The sequence below is a fragment of the Nocardioides litoris genome (assembly GCF_006346315.1).
Taxonomy (GTDB): Bacteria; Actinomycetota; Actinomycetes; order Propionibacteriales; family Nocardioidaceae; genus Nocardioides; species Nocardioides litoris.
This window is the reverse complement of the sequence record NZ_VDMR01000002.1, coordinates 347,851-368,935: the sequence shown is the minus strand read 5'-3', so window position 1 is coordinate 368,935 and position 21,085 is coordinate 347,851. Positions and strand designations below refer to the sequence as shown.

The following is a 21,085-nucleotide window of genomic DNA, read 5'->3' as shown; positions in this document are numbered from 1 at the left end:
ATGCTCGGCGTGATCCACCACCTCAACTGCGGGTCGTTCGCACCCTTCGTCGTGGGCCCGATGGTGACCCACGTGCTGCTGGTCGAGCGGCCCGGGGGCCTGCTCCTGGTCGACAGCGGGTTCGGCACCGCCGACCTGGCCGACCCGGGCCGGCTGGGTCGGGCCTTCCGGGCCGTGATGCGCCCCCGGCTGCTGGAGCAGGAGACGGCGCTGGCCCAGGTGCGGGCGCTCGGCTTCGCCGCGGAGGACGTGACCGACATCGTGCTCACCCACCTCGACCTCGACCACGTCGGCGGCGTCGGAGACTTCCCGCACGCCACCGTGCACGTGCACGCCGACGAGCTGGCCGCGGCCCGCGACCCGCGCGGCATGGAGCACGGCCGCTACCTCGAGGTCCAGTGGCGCGACGCGCGGTTCGAGACCCACCAGGCTGCGGAGGGCGAGGACTGGTTCGGCTTCGGCTCGGTCACCGTGCTCGGCGACGACGTGCTGCTCGTGCCGCTGGCCGGCCACAGCCGCGGCCACAGCATCGTCGCGGTCCGCGACCCCGAGGTGGCCGACGGCTGGGTCGTGCACGCCGGCGACGCCTACTTCCACCGCGACGACCTGGTGACCCCGCCCGCCACGCCGCGGGTGCTGCGGGTCGTGCAGAAGCTGCTGGCCCAGGACGACGCCGTCCGGGTCGCCAACCAGGAACGGCTCCGCGAGCTCGTCGCCGCCGACCACCCCGGCCTGACGGTCTTCAGCGCCCACGACCCCGTCGAGCTGGCCCGCTTGCAGGACCCCCACCAGGGTTGATCCCGCGTCGGGGGTCGGGGGTCGGGCTAGGGGCCGCAGACGGCGAAGGGCAGCCGGCGCTCGCGGGCGAGGTCGGCAGCGGCCGCCCGGTCCCGCAGCCGGAAGCCGATGCGGCCGGTGCTGGGGTCGGCCACCGGGTCGTCGTACGCCGCCTCGAACTCCTCCGCCGGCAGGTCGGCGGCGAGGCGGGCGCGGACGAAGACGTCGCCGCGGCCGGTGCCGAGGCGGGCGCTGGCCAGCCGGGCGCCCAGGGTGACCGAGAACGGCCCGAGCTCCTGCAGGTCGTCGAGCAGCGCAGCCGGGGTCGGGGCGAGGTCGCCGGCGGCGTCGCCGAAGGCCTCCTCCCGGTCGACGCACGTCGTCGAGAGGTAGGTCGCCGCCGCGACCGGACCGACGAGCGAGCGCAGCACCGGGTCGGCGGCCAGGCTCTCCTCCGGCTCGCGGACCGCCCCCAGCGCGGCGACGTGGGCCGCGGGCACGACGACCGACCCGCTGAGGGGTCCGTCGGGCGCGTCGGAGGCGTCCTGCACCGGCGCCATGTCGAGGTCGTCGCGGAACGCGAGGACGTAGCCCTCGCCGGCCGGCCCGTCGAAGTGCGCCTCCCACGACACGTCGTCCTGGGAGAAGCCGTAGCGCTCGAGGTAGCCGGAGCCGACGAGCATCCCCTGGGTCAGCAGGGGCGCGCGGGTCGCCGCCTGCTGGGCGAAGCGGGTGAGCACGGCCGGGTCGGAGGCACTGCTGAGCTCGCCGAAGCCGAGCTGGAAGCGCGCCTGGTCGAAGTCGGTGACCTCGAGCACGGTCGCGTCGTCGGGCACGAGCGGCAGCACGGCGGCGGCCGGCTCCAGCTCGGGGTCGTACGCCGGCGCGCTGGTCGGGGTGGTCGACGGGCCGACGACGACGGGGTCGTCGTCGCCGCAGCCGGCGAGCAGGACCAGCCCCAGCACCAGGCCCAGCGACGCAGTCCCGGCCCGGGTGCCGGCGTGCCGCCTCAGAGCACCCGCCACTCCACCTCGCCCCCGCCGAGCTCGAGCACCGAGGCCAGCAGGGCCAGGCGGCGCGCACGTTCGGCCGGGTCCTGCGACATCACGTGCACGGAGGTCATGAAGCGCTCCAGGACGTCGGGCAGGTCGCCCGCGGCCCCGGCCAGCGCGTCGAGGTCACCGGCCCGGCCCGCGAGGCGCTCGGTGGTGGCGCGCACGGCGGCGGCCAGCTCCTGCTCCTCGGGACCCTCGGCGTCGAGGCCCGGGGCGGTCTCGGCGGGCACGATGCGCTGCGCGCGGCTCAGGGCGGCCGCGACCGCGGGGCCCTCGGGCCGCTCGAGGAACGCGGTCAGCTCGGTGAGCAGCTGGTCGGCGCGCTGCGGCCGGTCGACCGCCCCGCGGACGGCCCCGACGACGCGCTGGTCGCCGCCGGTCTCGTGCAGCTGCTGCTCGACCCGGCTGCGGATCATCTCCGCGGCCTTCTCGACGACGTCGGGGGCCACCTCGACACCCTGGGCCCGCAGCTGCTCGGCCGCCAGCTCGACGCCCTGGGAGACGCTGACCGCGGCCAGCCCGGGCAGCTCGCGCAGCACCCGGATGATGCCGTTGGCCGCCCGGCGCACCCCGAACGGGTCGGTGGTGCCCGTCGGCGCCGCGTCGATGGCGTACATGCTGACGACCAGGTCGAAGCGGTCGGCCAGCGACAGCACGGCGCCGGCGAGGCTCTGCGGCAGCGCGGCCCCGGCCGATCGCGGCATCTCCATCTCGGCCAGCGCGTCGGCGACCTCGGCGGTCTCGCCGGCCTGGAGGGCGTACTCGCGGGCCATGGTGCCGGCCAGCGACGACAGCTCGACGACGAGCTGGGTGGCCAGGTCGAACTTGGCCAGCTCGCCCGCCCGTCGGACCGTGCCGGTGGCCGTCTCGTCGAGCCCCGCGGTGCCGGCGAGCTGCTCGCCGAGGGCGGCGATGCGGCGCGCCCGCTGGTCGATCGAGCCGAGCCGCTCCTCGAAGATCAGCTGCTCGAGGCGGGCCCGGTGGTCGGCCGGGGGCACCTTGAGGTCGGCGCGCCAGAAGAACGCGGCGTCCTCGTAGCGGGCACGGATGACGTCCTCGTTGCCCGCGCGGACCCGGTCGACGTCGACGGGGCCGTTGGCGAAGGTGATGAAGTGCGGCAGCAGCGTGCCGTCGGCCGCCGAGACCGCCAGGTAGCGCTGGTGCTTGCGCATCACGGTGCGCAGCACGGGGTCGGGCAGCTCGAGGAAGCGGCTCTCGAACGAGCCGAGCACCGGGGTCGGCGCCTCGACGATGTCGGTGATCTCGTCGACCAGGCCGGCCTCGGCGTCGACGTCGACCTGACCCGAGACGGTGGCCGCGAGCTCGTGGGCGGCGGCGACGACCTGCGCCCGCCGCTCGTCGCGGTCGAGGGTGATGCCGTGCTCGGCCAGCCAGGCGGCGTACCCGGTGGCGGAGGGGACGCGCGGCTCGGGCTCGGCGGCCGAGCGGAGCACCCGCGTCGTGCCGCCGGCGACGAGGGTGGAGACGGTGACCGGCACGACCTGGTCGCCGAGCAGCGCGACGATCCAGCGGATCGGGCGGGAGTAGCTCAGCTCCGGGTCACCCCAGCGCATGTTGGTCTCGGCGCGCAGCGCCCGGACCGCGCCGTCGACGAGGTCGCGGACGACCTCCGGCGCACTGCGCCCGGCGATGGTGGTGTGCACGACGACGTAGTCGACGCCGTCGACGTCGGTGGTCTCGACCTGGTCGAGCTCGGCGCCCTTGGAGCGCAGGAAGCCCAGCAGCGCCTTGGTCGGCTCGCCGTCGGCGTACGCCGCAGCGGCCTTGGGGCCGCGGACGGTCTGCGTGCGGTCGTCCTCGCGGTCGCCGACGCCGGCCACGGAGACGACGATGCGGCGCGGCGTGGCCTGGACGCTGACCTCGCCGTGGGCGATGGAGGAGGCGCCGAGGACCTTCTCGACCTGCTCGCGCACGGTCGCGCTGCCGAGCAGGACGTCGCGGTGCGGCAGCTCCTCGAGGCCGATCTCGAGCAGCAGGTCGTGGGTGCCGCTGACCTCGCCGAGCGGCTGCGGCTCGGCGGGCACCTGGGCCGGGGTGGTGCCCAGGGGGTACTCGAGCTCCTCGCGGCGGGCCAGCCACAGCGCGGAGACCTCGCGCGTCAGGCGGCGCATCAGGCCGAAGGACCGTGCCCGCTCGGTGGTGCTGACCGCGCCGCGGGCGTCGAGGACGTTGAAGGTGTGGCTGCACTTGAGCACGTAGCTGTACGCCGGGACCGGCAGGCCCAGGTCGAGCAGCTGCTGGGCCTCGGTGGCGTAGGACTGGAAGAGCGTCCGGTTGAGCTCGACGTCGGCGTCGTCGAGGTAGTAGCGGCTCATCTCGTACTCCGACTGGAGGTAGATGTCGCCGTAGGACATCGTGTCGGTGTACTGGATGTCCTTGAAGTGGCGGATGCCCTGCAGGCCCATCACGAGCCGCTCGAGGCCGTAGGTCAGCTCGACCGCGACCGGGTCGAGCGGGAGGCCGCCGGCCTGCTGGAAGTAGGTGAACTGGGTGATCTCGAGCCCGTCGAGCCAGACCTCCCAGCCCAGGCCCCACGCGCCGAGCGCCGGCGAGGCCCAGTTGTCCTCGATGAAGCGCAAGTCGTGGGCGTGCACGTCGACGCCGATGGCGGCCAGGCTCTCGAGGTAGAGCTCCTGGGGGTCGGCCGGGGCGGGCTTGAGGATGACCTGGAACTGGGTGTGGGTCTGCAGCCGGTTGGGATTCTCCCCGTAGCGGGCGTCGTCGGGCCGCACGCTGGGCTCGACGTAGGCCACGTTCCACGGCTCCGGACCGAGCACCCGCAGCGCCGTGGCCGGGTTGCCCGTGCCGGCGCCGACCTCGGTGTTGAACGGCTGCGCGACGTACGCGCCCCGGCTGGCCCAGAAGGACTGCAGGGCGAGGATGACGTCCTGCATGGTCCGGGCCGGGGCGGCGGGCGTGGGGTCGGGGCTGGCGGTCGGGGCGCTCATGGTCTCCGTGCTCGGGGTGCTGCGTGGGGGCTGCATGGTCTCGGGTGCCCAGCATCCTAGGTCCGCGCGGCCCCGCGCTCCTCGGCAGCCTCGCGACGACGAACCACACCGGTGTAGTTCTCCACACCTGTGGACTCGCTTGTGGAGGAGCCCCCGTACGCTCACCAGCGACACGGGGTGCCCGCCGCCGGCGGGCTGAGAACACACCCGCAGGACCTGGTCCAGGTAGTGCTGGCGGAGGGATGTCGACATGGAGCTGTCCGAGCAGGTCGTGCTGGTCTCGGGTGGGGGACGCGGCCTCGGGTCGTACGTCGCCCGGGCGTTCCTGCGGGAGGGGGCGCGGGTCGTCGTGGGCTACCGGCGCAGCGAGGCCGGCGCGCGCGAGGTCGCGGCACTGGCGCCCGACCGGGCCGTGGCGCTGCCGGCCGACGTGACGTCGCGCGCGCAGGTGCGCGACCAGGTGCGCCGGGCGGCGGAGGCCCTGGGCGGGCCGGTGACCACGGTGGTCAGCAACGCGCTGCCCGACTACTCGTTCAACGGCGACGGGCGCGCCAGGGCCGACAGCGTGCGCTGGGCCGACCTCGCCGCCCAGGTCGAGGGCGCGGTGCGGGGCACCCTGCACTGCGTCCAGGAGTGCCTGCCCGGGATGCGCGCGGCCGGGGAGGGCGTGGTGGTGACCATCGGGTCCAACCTGGTCCACCACCCGGTCGTGCCCTACCACGACTACACCGCGGCCAAGGCCGCCCTGCTGGGGCTCACCCGCACCCTCGCGGCCGACCTCGGCCCCGAGGGCGTGCGCGTCAACATGGTCGCCGGTGGCCTGCTGCGCACCACCGACGCCAGCGCGGCCACGCCGCCCGAGGTCTTCGACGCGATCGCCGCCCAGACCCCGCTCCGGCGGGTCGTCGCGCCCGAGGAGCTGGCCGACGCCGTCGTCGCCCTGGCCTCGCCGTGGTGCCGGGCGGTCACCGGGCAGGAGCTCGTCGTCGACGGCGGCCTCGTCATGCGGTGAGGACGGTCATCCCGTCGCGCTCGAGGTCCTTGCGGTCGACGTCGTCGACCGCGTCGAGCAGGAGCACGTCGACGTCGGCCGGCCGGGCGAAGCGCACCGTCGACTCCGTCCCGACCTTGGACCGGTCGGCGAGCACCACCACCTGGCGTGCCGCGCGCACCAGGGCGCGCTTGGTGGCCGCCTCGTCGTGGTCGGGGGTGGTGAACCCGTGCTCGGCCGAGACGCCGTTGGTGCCCAGGAAGGCCACGTCGGCCCGGATCCGGCCGAGTGCCTCCACGGTGTCGACCCCCACCGCGGCCTGGGTGGTCGTCCGGACCCGGCCGGGCAGCAGGTGCAGCTCCACCTGCGGGAGCTGGGCCAGCCGGGCCGCGATGGGGACGCCGTGGGTGTAGACGGTCAGCGCGTGGTCGGCCGGCAGCAGGGCCGCGAGGCGCGCGGTCGTCGTCCCCGCGTCGAGGAGCACGGTGCTGCCCGGTGGGGGCAGCAGGTCGAGCGCCGCGCGGGCGATGGCCGACTTCTCCTCCGGGCGCGCCTGGTCGCGCTCGGCCAGTGCGGCCTCGATCGCGGGCAGGGCCCCGGCCGGGACCGCCCCTCCGTGCACCCGCCGCACCAGGCCCACGCGCTCGAGCGCGGAGAGGTCGCGCCGGACGGTCTCGGTGGTCACGCCGTAGGTCTCGGCGAGCGCGACCACCGAGACGCGGCCGTGCTGGGTGACCAGCTCGGCCATCGCGTGCTGGCGTTCCTCGGCGTACACCTTGTCCTCCGTCCGTCGATCTCGTCCGGTCAGCGGCAGAGTGTGCCGGGCCGGCCCGGCAGCACCGTCAGGCGGGCTGCACCTGGCCGAGGACCTCGAGCACCTCGTCGGCCGTCTCGGCCCGCTCGAGCCGGGCGACCTGGTCGGCGTCGGCGAAGACCTTGGCGATCCGGCCGAGCAGCGCGAGGTGGTCCTTGCCGGCGCCGGCGATGCCGACGGCGAAGCGGACCGGCTTGCCGCCCCAGTCGACCGGCTCGTCGTAGCGCACGAAGGACAGGCCCGTGCGGTGGATGGCGCCCTTGGCCTCGTTGGTGCCGTGCGGGATGGCGAGCAGGTTGCCCATCGCGGTCGAGACCGACGTCTCGCGCTCGTGCATGGCGTCGACGTACGACGCCTCGACGGCGCCCGAGGACACCAGCAGCGCCCCGGCCTCGCTGATGGCGCCGGCCCGGTCGCGCGCGGTGCCGTGCAGCACCACGTCGCTCGCGGTGAGCACGCCCGCGCGCTCGGCGTCGTCCGTGGCCGGCGACGGCGCCGCAGTGGCGGGGGTGGCGCCCGCGGAGGACGGGTCGCGGTCGATCATGGCGACGATCTCGTCGTACTGCGGGCTGGCCATGAAGTTCTCGACCGAGACGTGGATCGCCGAGGGGGCCTTCTGGCGGGCCCGGTCGGTGAGGTCCTGGTGGGTGACCACGAGGTCCGGCTCGTCGGTGAGGTTGGAGATGGCCTTGTTGACCACGCTCACCTCGGGGTGGCCGGCCTCCTTGATCTTGGTGCGGAGCACCGAGGCGCCCATGGCCGAGGACCCCATGCCGGCGTCGCAGGCGAAGACGATCGAGCGGATCGGGCCGCCCCTGCCGGTGCCGGCGGTGCCGGACAGGGCACCGGCGACCGAGGACCGCTTGCCCTTCATCTGCTCCATCGAGGAGGTCGCACCGGCGAGGTCACCGTCGTCGCCCTTGTCGGTCTTGAGCAGCAGGGAGGCGACGGCGAAGGTGACCGCGGCCGAGCCGAGGACCGCGAGGGTGACGCCGAGGTAGGAGTCGCGGGCGGTCTGGGCGTAGACGGCGAAGATCGAGCCCGGCGCAGCGGGGGCGCGCAGGCCCACGTCGAAGGCGACGTTGATCGCGACGCCGGTCATGCCGCCGGCGATCATGGCGATGAGCAGCTTGGGCTTCATCAGAACGTAGGGGAAGTAGATCTCGTGGATGCCGCCGAAGAAGTGGATGATCGCGGCGCCCGGGGCGGTGGCCTTGGCGATGCCCTTGCCGAAGAGGGTGAAGGCGAGCAGCAGCCCGAGGCCCGGGCCGGGATTGGCCTCGAGGAGGAAGAGCACCGACTTGCCCTGCTCGGCGGCCTCGGACAGGCCCAGCGGCGTCAGGGCGCCGTGGTTGATGGCGTTGTTGAGGAAGAAGACCTTGGCGGGCTCGATGAGGACCGAGGTGAGCGGCAGCAGGTTGTTGTCGACGAGCGTCTCGACGATGGAGCTGGCCGCGTCCATGACCTCGTTGACGACCGGTGCGACGACCCAGAAGCCGAGGATGCCGAGGCCGAAGGCCACGAACCCGGCCGAGAACATGTTGACGAGCATCTCGAAACCGGCCTTGACCTTGCCCTCCCACAGGCTGTCGACCTTCTTCATCACCCAGCCCGCGAGCGGGCCCATGATCATCGCGCCGATGAACATGTGGACCTGGCCGAGCTCGGCGTAGTCCTCGGGGGCGTTGCCCGCGGCGACCCAGTCGGCCAGGGCGTCGGCGTTGAAGTTGGCGATGAGGAGGTCCGAGCCCGCGATCGCACCCATGACCGCGAAGCCGGCCACGACCGCGCCGCGGTCACCGTGCACCATCCGGCCGCCCGTCGCGGCGATGAGGATCGGCAGCGCGTAGTGGATGACCGGGCCGACCATCGTGGCCAGGTCGGCGTTGGGGATCCAACCCACGTCGATGAAGAGCGCCGTCAGCAGTCCCCAGGCGATCAGGGCCGGGATGTTCGGCATGATCATGTTGGACATCGCGGTACCGAACTTCTGCACCCGGACCCGGGCCGACGTCCGGGTCGTCCCGCCGCCTGCGCCGGCCTGCTCGGCCCGCTCGGTCGTCGTGGTCGCCATCGAGAGCTCCTCTCCACCCGGCCCCCGCCGTGCCGGTGTGACGTGCGTCATGTGGGGATCTTTATATGCCCCCGTTTGGAGGCGGTCAAGGGTCTGAATCCACACGTGCGCAGGAGAAGTCAACGGATTCCGGTGGTACGTTGCCGTGAGAGACGCCACAACGCCGCCGCGCGCGGCCCGCACCCCGGAGGACTGACCGAATGAAGGCCCTGCGCTTCTACGCACCCGAGGACGTCCGGCTCGAGGACGTCCCCGAGCCCGACTGCGGCCCCCGCGAGGTCAAGCTGCGCGTGCGCAACTGCTCCACCTGCGGCACCGACGTCAAGATCTTCCACAACGGCCACCAGAACCTGACGCCGCCGCGCACGCTCGGCCACGAGGTCGCCGGCGAGGTCGTCGAGGTCGGCGCCGACGTCAACGCGACGTACGGCTCGTCCTGGCAGGTCGGCGACCGCGTGCAGGTCATCGCCGCCGTGCCGTGCGGCGAGTGCCACGAGTGCCGCAAGGGCTGGATGGAGGTCTGCCAGAACCAGACGTCCGTCGGCTACCAGTACGACGGCGGCTTCGCCGAGTTCATGGTCGTGCCCGAGCAGGTGCTCAAGGTCGACGGCATGAACGCCATCCCCGAGGGCGTCGGGTACGACGAGGCCTCGGCCGCCGAGCCGTTCGCCTGCGCGATCAACGCCCAGGAGCAGCTCGGCATCGAGGAGGGCGACTTCACCGTCGTCTTCGGTGCCGGCCCGATCGGCTGCATGCACATCCGCATCGCCCGCGGCGTCCACAAGGTCGGCACCGTCGTGCTGGTCGACATCAACGCCGAGCGGCTGAAGATGTCGGCCGACGCCGTCTCCCCCGACCACGTCATCAACGCGGGCGAGGAGGACGTGGTCGCCAAGGTGATGGAGCTGACCGGCGGTCGCGGGGCCGACGTCATCATCACCGCCACCCCGGCCAACGTCACCCAGGAGCAGGCCATCTCGATGGCCGCCCGCCAGGGCCGCATCTCCTTCTTCGGCGGCCTGCCCAAGAACGACCCCTTCATCAAGGCCGACTCCAACCTCGTCCACTACCGCCAGCTGCACGTGCACGGCGCCAACGGCTCCTCCCCCGCCCACAACAAGCGGGCGCTGGAGTACATCGCCACCGGGCAGGTCCCGGTCAAGGACCTCATCACCGCCCACGTCCCCCTCGACGACGTGCTCGACGCCTTCGCCCTCGTCAAGGCCGGCGAGGCCATCAAGGTCACGGTCGAGCCCTGACCGACGGAGGAGGAGGTCAGGGCGTGGCGACCGGGAGGTCGAGCGGCTACTGGATCTCCGACGGCCTCACCATCGGCTCGGCGTCGGGGTGCGACGTCCGGCTCGACGGCCTCGCCCCGCGGCACGCCACGGTCCGCTCGGCCCCGGGCGACGAGTACGTCGTCGTGCTGCACGAGCCGGGACACGTGCACGGTGCCCGGGTCGGGGGCCGCACGGTGCTGCGCACCGGGTCGCGCGTCGAGCTCGGACCGCACGTGCTGGTCTACCACCGCGAGGAGTACGCCGACCACGGCCGTCCCCACGGCGGGCGGCTCGGGGGCGAGCTCGGCCGTCAGCTGCCGCAGGGCGAGCCGGGTCGCTAGACCAGGCCGGCCAGGGCGCGGGCCCACACCCGGGCGTGCGCCCGCGCCGGCCCGGAGGCGCCCTCGGGCAGCGGCAGGTGCACCGTCGTCCCGGGGTAGACGAAGCGGGGGTCGGCCAGGAACTCCGCCGGGGTCATCCCGACCCCGTCCGGGCACCCCCGGAGGCTGTCGCGGACGTCGACGGCGCCGTACGGGTCCTCCTCGTCGGTGTGGTCGACGGCACCGTCGGGGCCGACGTAGACGACCCGGCCGCGGAGGGCCTTGTCGGGCGGGACGACCTGGCCCGGCGAGGGGTCGGAGCACCAGATGCGGTCGTAGACGCCGTCGTCGGCGACGACGAAGGTGTCGAAGCCCTCCTCCCCGAAGACGTTGTCGACCCCCGGGCCGGGGTAGACCACGTCGTCGCCCTCGTCGCCGGTCACGTTGATCGCCTCCCCGTCGGAGGGGAACTCCAGGCAGACCAGGCGCTGCGAGCTCGGCTGGAAGCCGGGGCAGGAGTCGTCACCCGGGCCGGCGTCGAGCACGTCATCGCCCTCGTGGCCGTCGAGGTGGTCGCGCCCGGGGCCGCCGAGGACCAGGTCGTTGCCCCCGCCGCCCTCGGCGTGGTCGTCACCCGCTCCCCCGAGGACCAGGTCGACCTCCGTGCCGCCGTGCACCTGGTCGTCACCCGGGCCCCCGTCGACCTGGTCGGACCCGGCGTCGCCGAAGACGCGCCGGTCGTCGCCGCTGCCGCCCGTGACGACGTCGTCGCCGCGCGACCCACGCACGGTGAGGTCGTCACCCGGGCCGCCGTCGACGAGGTCGTCGTCGGGACCGCCGTCGACGACGTCGCGGTCCTCCCCGCCACGCAACGTGTCGGTGCCCGTCCCCCCGGCCAGGACGTCGACGGCCGGGCCTCCGTCGGCGACGTCGGGGCCCTCACCGGCCAGGAGGGTGTCGGGACCGGGGCCCCCGGTGAGGCGGTCGGCCCCCGCCCCGCCGTCACCGCGGTCGGCGCCGGGCCCGAGGACGAGGAGGTCGCGCCCGGGACCCCCGGACACCCGGTCGCCGCCCGGACCGGCGTACGCCGCGTCGGCGCCCCGGCCGAGGTCGATCCGGTCGGCCCCGCCGCGGGCCTGCACCCGGTCGCGGCCTCCGCCGGTGGACACCTGGTCGGCGCCGGCGGTGGCCCGCACCCGGTCGGCGCGAGGGGTGCCCTGGAAGCGCTGCGCCTCCGCGGCCACCGGGAGCAGGACCAGCGACGCCACGACCACGACCAGCGCGCGCGAGCGCGCACGGCGCGACCGCGCCACCCCGAGAGCCATGGGCGTCACGGTACGGCGCTCCGGCCCCGGCCGGGCCGACACCGGGCAAACCGGAGGGGTGGCGCGGCCGGCGGGTGCTCGTCGTGCCGGTCGAGGGACGCACGGGCCACGGCGTGAAGGCAGCAGACTGCAGGCCTACCTGCGGTTCGTTCGTGTGGAGCCTAGGGGACTCGAACCCCTAACCCCCTGCTTGCAAAGCAGGTGCGCTACCAATTGCGCCAAGGCCCCGGTCGGGAGGGTCAGCGAGACCTGGTGACGGCGTCGGTGGCCTCGGCCCACAGGGCCTGCTCGGCGCGGCCCTCGCTGACCTTGCGCCGGGCGACGACGGCGCCGGCCGCGGCGAGGGCGATCAGGGCGAGCTTCTTCATCGGTGCGCCTCCGGGTCGACGAACGTCGTGGTGCGTGGGCCTAACAGGACTTGAACCTGTGACCTCTTCCTTATCAGGGAAGCGCTCTAACCGTCTGAGCTATAGGCCCGGGGTGCTGCTGCGTGCTGCCCTCGCGGGCTGTGGAACTCTATCCCAGCCCGGCGAGCGGCTCCCAATCGAGGTGGTGGATCAGGCGTTGTCCTCGGCCAGGGTGACCTCGATGCCGCCGAGCAGCGCGGCGGACATGTTGTAGAGGAACGCGCCGAGGGTGGCGATGGCGGTGATCAGCACGACGTCGACCGCGGCCACCAGCATGGTGAAGCCCAGCACCCGGTCGGTGCCGACGTAGTCACGGATGTCGAAGGGCGCGCTGCCGGGCTCGGTGACGACCTCGTTGATGGAGCTGTTGATCGACTCCCACACGCCGGCGGCGCCGATGACCTGCCAGATCATCGCGACCGCGACGACGGTGACGACGCCGAAGGCGATGGAGAGCAGGAACGCGGTCTTCATCACCGACCACGGGTCGATGCGGGTCAGCCGCAGCCGCGCGCGACGCGGGCCGCGCGGGCGGGCCTTGCCCTGGGGGGCCGGCGGGGTCGAGGTGCTCGTCGCCGCGGCGCCACCGCGGCGGCTGTCGGTGGCCGCCGAGGTGGCCTGGGCCAGCTTGGCCTGGATGCGCTCGGCCAGTCCGGGACGGACGGCGGTGTCACCGGCGTCGGCCGACGGCGGGGCCGTCGGCCGCTTGCCGAGGTCGGGCCCGGAGGAGCCGGCGGCGGTCGGGGGCCGGGTGGACGGGGGCGGGCCGGTCGGCCGCGACGGCGAGCCGGTTCCCTTCGCCGTGCCTCGGGCCGGCGTCGCGGGGGGTGCGGGCCGATCGCTCATCAGCGCTCATCCTCACCAGGGTCGGGAGCGGCCACGTCGGTCGTCGCCTCGTCGGCGATTGTGTCATCCGCTACCACATCGGCCGAAACCTCCGCGTCCGCGACACCCTCCTCGGCGGCCACCTCCTCGACGACCTTGGCCTCGACCGACCGCGCCACGACGCTCACCGTGTCGTTGCCCTTGGGCGAGACGAACTTGACGCCCTGGGCCGAGCGGCCGAGGGGACGGAAGTCGGCGTTGATGGGGCTGCGGACGACCTGGCCGCTGGCGGTGATCGACATGACCTCGTCGCCGTCCTCGACGATGAAGGCGCCCACGAGACCACCGCGGTCGGCGTTGGTCAGGCCCATGGCCCGCACGCCCTTGGTGCCGCGGTTGGTCAGGCGGTACTCGCTGATGCGGGTGCGCTTGGCGAACCCGCCGTCGGTCATGGTGAAGACGTACTGGACGTGGACGCCGTCGCTCTCCTCGGCGTCCTCGGCCGCGGCCTGGGCGGCGCGGATCACCGACATCGAGAGCACCGAATCGTCCTCGGCCGTCGCCATGCCCGTGACGCCGGAGGTGGCCCGGCCCATCGGCCGCAGTTGGCCGTCGTCGGCCCGGAACCGGACGGCCTGGCCCCGCCGCGAGACGAGCAGGATCTCGTCGTCGGCCCCGACCAGCTCGGCGCCGATCAGCTCGTCGTCGTCCTCGCGGAAGTTGATGGCGATGACGCCGGCCTGGCGCGGGGAGTTGTAGTCGCCCAGGCGGGTCTTCTTGACCAGCCCGTTGCGGGTCGCCAGCACCAGGTAGGGCATCTGGTCGTAGTCGCGGATCGCCAGCACCTGGGCGATCTCCTCGTCGGGCTGGAAGCTCAGCAGGCCGGCGACGTGCCCGCCCTTGGCGTCGCGCGAGGCCTCGGGCAGGTTGTAGGCCTTGGTGCGGTAGACCCGGCCGGCGTTGGTGAAGAACAGCAGCCAGTGGTGGTTGGTGGTCGCGATGAAGTGCTCGACCACGTCGTCGCCGCGCAGGCTCGCGCCGCGCACGCCCTTGCCGCCGCGCTTCTGGGTCCGGTACGCCGCGCGCTGGGTGCGCTTGGCGTAGCCGCCGCGGGTGATGGAGACGACGAGCTCCTCGTCGGGGATCAGGTCCTCCATCGACAGGTCGCCGTCGGCCGCGATGATCTGGGTGCGCCGGTCGTTGCCGTACTTCTCCACGATGCCCCGGAGCTCCTCGACCACGATCGAGCGCTGCCGCTCGGGCTTGGCCAGGATGTCCTCGAGGTCGGCGATCTCGACCTCGATCTCGGCGAGCTGGTCGATGATCTTCTGCCGCTCGAGGGCGGCGAGCTGGCGCAGCTGCATGTCGAGGATCGCGCGGGCCTGGATCTCGTCGATCTCCAGCAGCTCCATCAGGCCGGTGCGCGCGACCTCGGCGCTGGCGCTGGCGCGGATCAGCGCGATGACGTCGTCGAGGGCGTCGAGCGCCTTGACCAGGCCGCGCAGGATGTGGGCCCGCTCCTCGGCACGCCGGAGGCGGAACGCGGTCCGCCGCTGGATGACCTCGATCTGGTGGGCGACCCAGTGGCTGATGAACTGGTCGATCGTCAAGGTGCGCGGCACCCCGTCGACCAGGGCCAGCATGTTGGCGCTGAAGTTGGTCTGCAGCTCGGTGTGCTTGAGCAGGTTGTTGAGCACGACGCGGGCCACGGCGTCGCGCTTGAGGACGACGACGAGCCGCTGGCCGGTGCGCGAGGAGGAGTCGTCGCGCACGTCGGCGATGCCCTGGACCCTGCCGGTGTCGGCGAGGTCGGCGATCTTCAGGGCCAGGTTGTCGGGGTTGACCATGTAGGGCAGCTCGGTGACGACCAGGCACACGCGGCCCTTGGCGTCCTCGTCGATCTCGATCACCGCGCGCTGGGTGACCGAGCCGCGACCGGTGCGGTAGGTCTGCTCGATGCCCTGCCGGCCGACGATGAGCGCGGCGTTGGGGAAGTCGGGGCCCTTGATCCGCTCGATCAGTGCGTCCTGCAGCTCCTCGCGGGTGGCATCGGGGTGCTCCAGCGACCAGATCGCGCCCTCGGCGACCTCGCGCAGGTTGTGCGGCGGGATGTTGGTCGCCATGCCGACCGCGATGCCGGCCGAGCCGTTGACCAGCAGGTTGGGGAACCGCGACGGCAGGATCGAGGGCTCCTGGGACCGACCGTCGTAGTTGGGGCCGAAGTCGACGGTGTCCTCTTCGATGTCGCGGACCATCTCCATGGCCAGCGGCGCCATCCGGCACTCGGTGTAGCGCATGGCCGCGGCCGGGTCGTTGCCCGGGGAGCCGAAGTTGCCCTGGCCGTGGATCAGCGGCGCGCGCATCACCCACGGCTGGGCCAGGCGCACGAGGGTGTCGTAGATCGCCGAGTCACCGTGGGGGTGGTAGTTGCCCATGACCTCGCCGACGACGCGGGCGCACTTGGAGAACCCGCGGTCGGGGCGGTAGCCGCCGTCGAACATCGCGTAGAGCACCCGGCGGTGCACCGGCTTGAGCCCGTCGCGCACGTCGGGCAGCGCGCGGCCGACGATGACGGCCATCGCGTAGTCGATGTAGGAGCGCTTCATCGACTCCTGGAGGTCGATGGCCTGGATCCGGTCGCCGCCGTCGCCACCGTCACCGGCGTCGACGTAGCTGCTGTTCTGCTCGGTCATGCTGTCTCCTGCTGGGCTCGGTCGTACGACGGGGGGCGCGGCTCACACGTCGCGACTCAGATGTCGAGGAAGCGGACGTCCTTGGCGTTGCGCTGGATGAAGGAGCGGCGCTGCTCGACGTCCTCGCCCATGAGGATCGAGAAGATCTCGTCGGCCTGCGCGGCGTCCTCGAGGGTGACCTGCAGCAGCAGCCGCTGGTCGGGGTCCATCGTGGTCTCCCACAGCTCGTCGGCGTTCATCTCGCCGAGACCCTTGTAGCGCTGGACCGGGTTGTCCTTGGGCAGCTTCTTGCCTGCCTCGAGGCCGGCGGCCATCATCGCGTCGCGCTCGGCGTCGGAGTAGACGAACTCGTGCTCGGCCGGCTTGTTCCAGCGCAGCCGGTACAGCGGCGGCTGGGCCATGAAGACGTGGCCCGCGTCGATGAGCGGCCGCATGAAGCGGAAGAGCAGCGTGAGCAGGAGCGTGTTGATGTGGTGGCCGTCGACGTCGGCGTCGGCCATCAGCACGACCTTGTGGTAGCGCAGCTTGTCGTTGTCGAACTCGTCCTGGATGCCGGTGCCCAGGGCCGAGATGATCGCCTGGACCTCCTGGTTGCCCAGCACCTTGTCGATGCGGGCCTTCTCGACGTTCAGGATCTTGCCGCGGATCGGGAGGATGGCCTGGACGCGCGGGTCGCGGCCCGACTTGGCCGAGCCGCCGGCGGAGTCACCCTCGACGATGAACACCTCGCACTCGGCGGGGTTGGTCGACTGGCAGTCGGCGAGCTTGCCGGGCAGGCCGCTCTTGCCGAGCAGGCCCTTGCGGTCGCGCGCCAGGTCGCGGGCCTTGCGGGCGGCGATGCGGGCCTGCGCGGCGGACTGGGCCTTGCGGACGATCTCCTTGCCCTCGGCCGGGTTGGCCTCGAACCAGGCGCCGAGCTGGTCGTTGACGATGCGCTGGGTGAAGCCCTTGGCCTCGGTGTTGCCGAGCTTGCCCTTGGTCTGGCCCTCGAACTGCGGCTCGGCGAGCTTGATCGAGATGATCGCGGTGAGGCCCTCGCGGATGTCGTCGCCCTTGACGCGGTCCTCGGGCTTCTTCATCAGCCCCCAGTCCTCGCCGCGGCTGTTGACGATCGAGGTGAGCGCCGCGCGGAAGCCCTCCTCGTGGGTGCCGCCCTCGGCGGTGTTGATGGTGTTGGCGAAGGTGTGCACCGACTCGGCGAAGGTGGTGTTCCACTGCATCGCGACCTCGAGGCTCATGTGGTTCTCGACGTCGTCGGGCGTCTCGGCCTCGAAGGCGATGATCGAGGGGTTGGCCGGCTGCTTGGTCCGGTTGAGGTGCGCGACGAAGTCGACCAGGCCGCGGTCGTAGCGGAACACCTGCTCCAGGCCCTTGCCGCTGGCCTTGATGTCGTCGTCGGCGTCGCCCGGCGTGCCGCCGTCGTCGGACGAGGTGGGGTCGGTCACCGCGTCAGCGATCTCCTCGGCCTGCGGCCGCTCGTCGCGCACGACGATCTCGAGGCCCTTGTTGAGGAAGGCGTACTCGCGGAAGCGGGTCGTGATCGTCTCGAGGGAGTACGTCGTGGTCTCGAAGATGTCGGGACTGGCCCACCAGGTGATGGTGGTACCGGTGCGCTCGCCGGGCTCCAGGGCGCGCACCTGCTCCAGCTCGCCGTCGGGGACGCCGAGGGAGAACGTCTGGCGCCACAGGTGCCCGCGGTTCTTCACCTCGGCCACGACCTTGCTCGACAGCGCGTTGACCACCGAGACGCCGACGCCGTGCAGGCCGCCGGAGACCTTGTAGCCGCCGCCGCCGAACTTGCCGCCCGCGTGCAGCACGGTCAGGGCCAGCGTCAGCGCCGGCAGCTCCTGGCCGGCTGCGGTGTCGGTGGGGATCCCGCGCCCGTTGTCCTCGACCCGGACCGCGCCCTCCTCGGTCAGGGTCACCACGATCCGGTCGCAGTGCCCGGCCAGCGCCTCGTCGACCGCGTTGTCCACGATCTCCCAGATCAGGTGGTGCAGGCCGCGCTCGCCGGTGGAGCCGATGTACATGCCCGGGCGCTTGCGGACCGCCTCGAGCCCCTCGAGCACCTGGATCGACGAGGCGCCGTACTCGGTGTCGACCGCCGAGCTGCGCAGTCCGGAAGCCTGCTCGGGGGCCTCGTCAGCCGCCGGGTCGGCCGCCGGGTCGGCGGGCTGCGGGGTGTCGTCGTCGGGGCTGGGGGTGGGAGCCTGGTCGGGCACGCGTGGACCTCTTCGGGACGGGTCCGGTCGGAGTGGCCGGAACATGACGAAGGTCGCGCCGGGTGGGCCGCGACCTCGGCCTCCATGATAGCCGTCCACGGCCCGCATTTCACGGTGCGTGCCCCGCCGACACGGGCACTCGGCATCCCACGACCCCCCTGAGCGGGCCGTAGGGCCGTCTCGGAGCGCCGCGCAGGGGTATGTCCTAGGGCCGGTACGGCGCCGACCCGCTGCGAGCGGCTCGCGAGCCCGTCCGTCCCGACCGGTCGCTCGGGAGGTGTACGACGTCGCCGACGGCGACATGATGAGGTCCGCCCCGGTCGACCAGGAGGTCCCATGAACCCGTTCCGCGATCGCCATCGGCGCCGCAAGAAGCGTGACTGCGCGGACTGCGGCGACCTCGGCCTGAGCAGCTGCGACTGCAGCCCCTTCCTGCTCTCCCCGCTGCTGCTCCTGCTCCGCGTGCTGCCGGGCGCGTTCCGGACCAGTGCCGTCGACCCGTACGTCGCCCGCCCCGGCGGTCCCCTCGCGCGCGTCGCCGCCCGACTGGTGCGCTCCTACCAGCTCAACGTGTCCGTGCCGCGCGCCCGGCCCGTGTGCTCGATGACCCCGACCTGCTCGCGCTACGCCCTGCAGGCGTTCTCGCGCCACGGTGCCTGGCGCGGCGGCCTCCTCGTCGTGCGTCGGCTGCGACGCTGCGGCTCCGGCGAGCGGTTCGACCCGGTCCCGCGCTGACCCGAGGTCCCGGGTGGACGAGCCCGTGACTCCTGGCACGGAACTCCCACATCTGGGCGGGAGATCCGTGCCAGAAGTGGCAGTTTCTCCGGTTAAGCGGAGGTTTTGCCGCCTCCGGCTCAGCCGTAGGTGTCGCGAGGGCCGCGGCTGTCGCGGGTGGAGCGGGCGCCCTTCTTCCACGTCGGCAGGTGCGGGCCGAGCACCTCGACGAGGGTGACGGTGCCCTCGCCGAGGTCCTCGTTGAGGCGGCGCAGGATCGCCGGCAGCAGCAGCTTGAGCTGCGTGGCCCAGGCCGTGGAGTCGGTGCGCACCACCAGGCGGCCGTCGGCGAACGACTCCGGCGTGCAGTGCGCGGCCACGTCGTCGCCCACCAGCTCGGGCCAGCGGGCGAAGACGCCCCGCACCCGCAGCTCCAGCTCCCAGCCGTGGCGGTCGACCAGCTTGCCCACCTCGCCGCCGAGCAGCTGGGGGTCGCGCTCGTCGGGGTGGGCGCCGGAGAGGCGGCCGCCGGTGGTCCCGGCCCCCGCTCCCCCCGTCGTACGACGCCCGCCGCCGCGCCGGGGTCGCCGGGCGGCCGGCGTGGTGCCGGCCGTGGCCCGGACGGCCTGCCGGGCCAGGTCGAGCCCGTCGTCGCGGTGCGGTTCGTCCCGCGGGGTCGGCGGGGTCGGTGCGGCGCTCGGGTCGTCACTCGACACGGCGCACCTCCCCTCCCGCGACGCTGAACCGGGCGCCGGCGAGGGCCGCCGGCACGTCCTCGGGCACGGCGGCGGTGACCAGGACCTGCTCGGCGTCGGCGACGAGCGCGGCCAGCTGGGTGCGCCGCTCGGCGTCGAGCTCGGCGAAGACGTCGTCCAGCACCAGGATCGGGTCGTCGCCGTCGGCCCGCAGGAGGTCGTAGGACGCGAGCCGGAGCGCGAGCGCGAACGACCAGCTCTCGCCGTGCGAGGCGTAGCCCTTGACCGGGAGGCGGGCCGCAGCGTCGGGTCCGTCCTCGGGGTCGCCGCCGCCGGGGTCGGCGGGCCGGCCCAGGGAGAGCAGGAGGTCGTCGCGGTGCGGGCCGACGAGGCACACTCCGCGGTCGAGCTCGTCGCCGCGGCGACGCCCGAGCTCGGCGAGCAGGGCCTCGGCCAGCTCTCCGCGGTCGGGGCCGGCGGGGTGGGCGAGCACGGAGGCGGGCAGCTCGAAGGACGGCTTGTAGGCGATGTCGGCGTCGTCGCGCCCGGCCCCCCGGGCGACGGTCGCGTAGGCCGCGCCGACGTACGGGCGGAGCAGCTCGACGAGGGCGAGACGCTCGGCGAGCAGCTCGGCTCCGACCCGCGCGAGGTGGGCGTCCCAGACGTCGAGGGTCGAGAGCGCCGCGTCCTGGGAGGACGACCCGCGGCGGGCGTGCCCGGCGGTCTTGAGCAGGGTCGCGCGCTGCTTGAGCACCCGCTCGAGGTCGCTGACCGTGCCGGCCAGCCGCGGGGTCCGCAGGACCAGGAGGTCGTCGAGGAACCGCCGCCGGTCGCCCGGGTCGCCCTTGACCAGCACGAGGTCCTCGGGCGAGAAGACCACGGTGCGGACGAGGCCGACGAGCTCACGCACCCGCGGCAATGTCGACTTGTTGATTCGTCCCTTGTTCGACTTGCCGACATTGATCTCGACCTCGAGCACGGCCGTCCGGCCGTCCTTGACGACCGCCGCCCGCACCACGGCCTGCTGCCGGCCGGCGCGCACGAGCGGCCCGTCGCCCGCGACCCGGTGCGAGGAGAGCCGCGAGAGGTAGTCGACCGCCTCGACGAGGTTGGTCTTGCCCTGCCCGTTGCGCCCGACGAACGCGGTCACCCCCGGCCCGAGCGGGACGTCGACATGGGCGTAGGACCGGAAGTCCTGCAGGGCGAGGTGGGAGACGTGCACCCCGTGGTGCTCCTGTCGTGTGCGGCGATGACGGACCGCCGAGCGTACGGCGCCTCCCCTATCCTGCCGCCATGAGCGAAGACCCGTTGGCCAAGCGCCCGAGCGACCAGCCCCCGCCCGCCCCGCCGGCCTACGGGCAACCCCCCGCCGGCCAGCCCGGCGGCTACGGCCAGCAGCCCCCCTACGGCGGCCAGCAGCCCGGCGGCTACGGCCAGCAGCCCGGGTACGGCCAGCCGGCGTACGGCGGCGGACCGGTCGGCCCGTTCTACGTCGCGACCCCGCAGGGCGAGCAGGGCCCGGTCGAGGTCGGCCAGCTCGCCCAGATGGCCGTGCAGGGCCAGGTCAAGGGCGAGACGATGCTGCGCACCGACGACGGCTGGGTGCAGGCCAAGGCGGTGCCGGGCCTGTTCTCGCAGAAGGAGTGGCTGACCACCCTCATCCTGTCGCTGCTGCTCGGCGGCCTCGGCGTCGACCGGTTCTACCTCGGTTACACCGGGTTGGGCGTCGCCAAGCTCGTCACCCTCGGCGGCTGCGGGATCTGGTCGCTGATCGACCTGATCCTGGTCGCGCTGCGCAAGCTGCCCGACGCGGACGGCCGACCGCTGGCCTGAGGCCCCGGCCCCACCCCGACCACGACGACGGACCCCCGGCCCCACCGCGAGGTGGGCACCGGGGGTCCGCTGCGTCGGGGCTCGTGCCGGG

17 protein-coding genes, 2 tRNA genes and 1 riboswitch are annotated in these 21,085 nt (G+C 73.3%); of the genes, 6 read left to right on the top strand and 13 right to left on the bottom strand.

Annotation, left to right across the window (positions count from 1 at the left end):
- Positions 1 to 9 precede the first annotated feature (9 nt).
- A complete protein-coding gene (locus tag FJQ57_RS09860; RefSeq protein ID WP_211348843.1) occupies positions 10 to 798 on the top strand; it encodes an MBL fold metallo-hydrolase in 789 nt (262 codons plus the stop codon).
- A gap of 26 nt (positions 799 to 824) precedes the next feature.
- Here FJQ57_RS09860 and FJQ57_RS22430 read toward each other — a convergent pair whose 3' ends face one another.
- Both FJQ57_RS22430 and FJQ57_RS09850 read right to left on the bottom strand, forming a co-directional pair.
- The gene (locus FJQ57_RS22430) at positions 825 to 1,742 is read right to left on the bottom strand and encodes a hypothetical protein (RefSeq protein WP_170219359.1); all 918 of its coding nucleotides are present in this window, start codon (positions 1,740 to 1,742) and stop codon (positions 825 to 827) included.
- Positions 1,743 to 1,786: 44 nt separating this feature from the next.
- The gene (locus tag FJQ57_RS09850; protein ID WP_211348842.1) at positions 1,787 to 4,801 is read right to left on the bottom strand and encodes a glycine--tRNA ligase; all 3,015 of its coding nucleotides are present in this window, start codon (positions 4,799 to 4,801) and stop codon (positions 1,787 to 1,789) included.
- Between the two features lie 163 nt (positions 4,802 to 4,964).
- Positions 4,965 to 5,061: riboswitch (TPP riboswitch) on the top strand.
- On the opposite strand from FJQ57_RS09850, the gene FJQ57_RS09845 reads away from it, so the two are divergent.
- Complete coding sequence (locus tag FJQ57_RS09845; RefSeq protein WP_139979722.1) at positions 5,052 to 5,813, top strand: 3-oxoacyl-ACP reductase; 762 nt, start codon at positions 5,052 to 5,054, stop codon at positions 5,811 to 5,813. Its footprint overlaps the riboswitch before it by 10 nt.
- Here the strand turns inward: FJQ57_RS09845 and FJQ57_RS09840 are convergent.
- Positions 5,803 to 6,567 (bottom strand): DeoR/GlpR family DNA-binding transcription regulator, encoded by a 765-nt coding sequence (locus FJQ57_RS09840; protein ID WP_139979720.1) that lies wholly within the window; start codon positions 6,565 to 6,567, stop codon positions 5,803 to 5,805. The two genes, FJQ57_RS09845 and FJQ57_RS09840, sit on opposite strands and share 11 nt — an antisense overlap.
- Positions 6,568 to 6,634: 67 nt before the next feature.
- Positions 6,635 to 8,680: a PTS mannitol transporter subunit IICBA gene (locus tag FJQ57_RS09835; RefSeq protein WP_139979718.1), complete on the bottom strand. Its 2,046-nt coding sequence runs from the start codon at positions 8,678 to 8,680 to the stop codon at positions 6,635 to 6,637.
- A gap of 200 nt (positions 8,681 to 8,880) precedes the next feature.
- Between FJQ57_RS09835 and FJQ57_RS09830 the strand changes: the two genes are divergently transcribed.
- Positions 8,881 to 9,939 (top strand): zinc-dependent dehydrogenase, encoded by a 1,059-nt coding sequence (locus FJQ57_RS09830; RefSeq protein ID WP_139979716.1) that lies wholly within the window; start codon positions 8,881 to 8,883, stop codon positions 9,937 to 9,939.
- Between the two features lie 23 nt (positions 9,940 to 9,962).
- Positions 9,963 to 10,301, top strand: a complete 339-nt coding sequence (locus FJQ57_RS09825) for an FHA domain-containing protein (RefSeq protein WP_139979714.1) — start codon at positions 9,963 to 9,965, stop codon at positions 10,299 to 10,301.
- Here FJQ57_RS09825 and FJQ57_RS09820 read toward each other — a convergent pair.
- The 7 genes from FJQ57_RS09820 to gyrB all read right to left on the bottom strand — a co-directional run bounded on the left by FJQ57_RS09820 (position 10,298) and on the right by gyrB (position 17,797).
- Positions 10,298 to 11,605: a calcium-binding protein gene (locus FJQ57_RS09820; protein WP_139979712.1), complete on the bottom strand. Its 1,308-nt coding sequence runs from the start codon at positions 11,603 to 11,605 to the stop codon at positions 10,298 to 10,300. The genes FJQ57_RS09825 and FJQ57_RS09820 overlap by 4 nt on opposite strands.
- A 155-nt stretch (positions 11,606 to 11,760) precedes the next feature.
- Positions 11,761 to 11,833, bottom strand: a tRNA-Ala gene (locus FJQ57_RS09815).
- 11 nt (positions 11,834 to 11,844) lie between these two features.
- A complete protein-coding gene (locus tag FJQ57_RS22925) occupies positions 11,845 to 11,973 on the bottom strand; it encodes a DLW-39 family protein (protein WP_211348841.1) in 129 nt (42 codons plus the stop codon).
- A 35-nt stretch (positions 11,974 to 12,008) separates the two neighbouring features.
- Positions 12,009 to 12,082 (bottom strand) — tRNA-Ile (locus FJQ57_RS09810).
- Positions 12,083 to 12,162: 80 nt separating this feature from the next.
- Positions 12,163 to 12,858, bottom strand: coding sequence for a DUF3566 domain-containing protein (locus FJQ57_RS09805; protein WP_139979710.1), 696 nt, complete (start codon positions 12,856 to 12,858; stop codon positions 12,163 to 12,165).
- A complete protein-coding gene (gene gyrA / locus FJQ57_RS09800; RefSeq protein ID WP_139979708.1) occupies positions 12,858 to 15,530 on the bottom strand; it encodes a DNA gyrase subunit A in 2,673 nt (890 codons plus the stop codon). The genes FJQ57_RS09805 and gyrA overlap by 1 nt, the downstream gene beginning before the upstream one ends.
- Positions 15,531 to 15,586: 56 nt before the next feature.
- A complete protein-coding gene (gyrB, locus tag FJQ57_RS09795) occupies positions 15,587 to 17,797 on the bottom strand; it encodes a DNA topoisomerase (ATP-hydrolyzing) subunit B (RefSeq protein ID WP_139979706.1) in 2,211 nt (736 codons plus the stop codon).
- Positions 17,798 to 18,088: 291 nt separating this feature from the next.
- Here gyrB and yidD point away from each other — a divergent pair, with 291 nt between their 5' ends.
- On the top strand, positions 18,089 to 18,487 hold the full coding sequence (gene yidD, locus FJQ57_RS09790) for a membrane protein insertion efficiency factor YidD (protein WP_139979704.1): 399 nt from the start codon (positions 18,089 to 18,091) through the stop codon (positions 18,485 to 18,487).
- A 119-nt stretch (positions 18,488 to 18,606) separates the two neighbouring features.
- Here yidD and FJQ57_RS09785 read toward each other — a convergent pair whose 3' ends face one another.
- Both FJQ57_RS09785 and recF read right to left on the bottom strand, forming a co-directional pair.
- Positions 18,607 to 19,182 (bottom strand): DciA family protein, encoded by a 576-nt coding sequence (locus FJQ57_RS09785; protein ID WP_139979702.1) that lies wholly within the window; start codon positions 19,180 to 19,182, stop codon positions 18,607 to 18,609.
- A complete protein-coding gene (gene recF / locus FJQ57_RS09780; protein ID WP_139979700.1) occupies positions 19,172 to 20,383 on the bottom strand; it encodes a DNA replication/repair protein RecF in 1,212 nt (403 codons plus the stop codon). Before recF ends, FJQ57_RS09785 begins: the two co-directional genes overlap by 11 nt.
- Before the next feature lie 71 nt (positions 20,384 to 20,454).
- On the opposite strand from recF, the gene FJQ57_RS09775 reads away from it, so the two are divergent.
- Positions 20,455 to 20,994 (top strand): NINE protein, encoded by a 540-nt coding sequence (locus FJQ57_RS09775; protein ID WP_139979699.1) that lies wholly within the window; start codon positions 20,455 to 20,457, stop codon positions 20,992 to 20,994.
- The last annotated feature ends 91 nt before the right edge of the window (positions 20,995 to 21,085 follow it).

What these genes read in the sequence shown, in the direction of transcription:
- FJQ57_RS09845 (WP_139979722.1), top strand. Translation starts at nt 5,052, where the DNA reads ATGGAGCTGTCCGAGCAGGTCGTGCTGGTCTCGGGTGGGGGACGCGGC.
- FJQ57_RS09820 (WP_139979712.1), bottom strand. Translation starts at nt 11,605, where the DNA reads ATGGCTCTCGGGGTGGCGCGGTCGCGCCGTGCGCGCTCGCGCGCGCTG.
- FJQ57_RS09775 (WP_139979699.1), top strand. Translation starts at nt 20,455, where the DNA reads ATGAGCGAAGACCCGTTGGCCAAGCGCCCGAGCGACCAGCCCCCGCCC.
- gyrB (WP_139979706.1), bottom strand. Translation starts at nt 17,797, where the DNA reads ATGTTCCGGCCACTCCGACCGGACCCGTCCCGAAGAGGTCCACGCGTG.
- FJQ57_RS09835 (WP_139979718.1), bottom strand. Translation starts at nt 8,680, where the DNA reads ATGGCGACCACGACGACCGAGCGGGCCGAGCAGGCCGGCGCAGGCGGC.
- yidD (WP_139979704.1), top strand. Translation starts at nt 18,089, where the DNA reads ATGAACCCGTTCCGCGATCGCCATCGGCGCCGCAAGAAGCGTGACTGC.
- FJQ57_RS09805 (WP_139979710.1), bottom strand. Translation starts at nt 12,858, where the DNA reads ATGAGCGATCGGCCCGCACCCCCCGCGACGCCGGCCCGAGGCACGGCG.
- FJQ57_RS22925 (WP_211348841.1), bottom strand. Translation starts at nt 11,973, where the DNA reads ATGAAGAAGCTCGCCCTGATCGCCCTCGCCGCGGCCGGCGCCGTCGTC.
- gyrA (WP_139979708.1), bottom strand. Translation starts at nt 15,530, where the DNA reads ATGACCGAGCAGAACAGCAGCTACGTCGACGCCGGTGACGGTGGCGAC.
- FJQ57_RS09850 (WP_211348842.1), bottom strand. Translation starts at nt 4,801, where the DNA reads ATGAGCGCCCCGACCGCCAGCCCCGACCCCACGCCCGCCGCCCCGGCC.
- FJQ57_RS09830 (WP_139979716.1), top strand. Translation starts at nt 8,881, where the DNA reads ATGAAGGCCCTGCGCTTCTACGCACCCGAGGACGTCCGGCTCGAGGAC.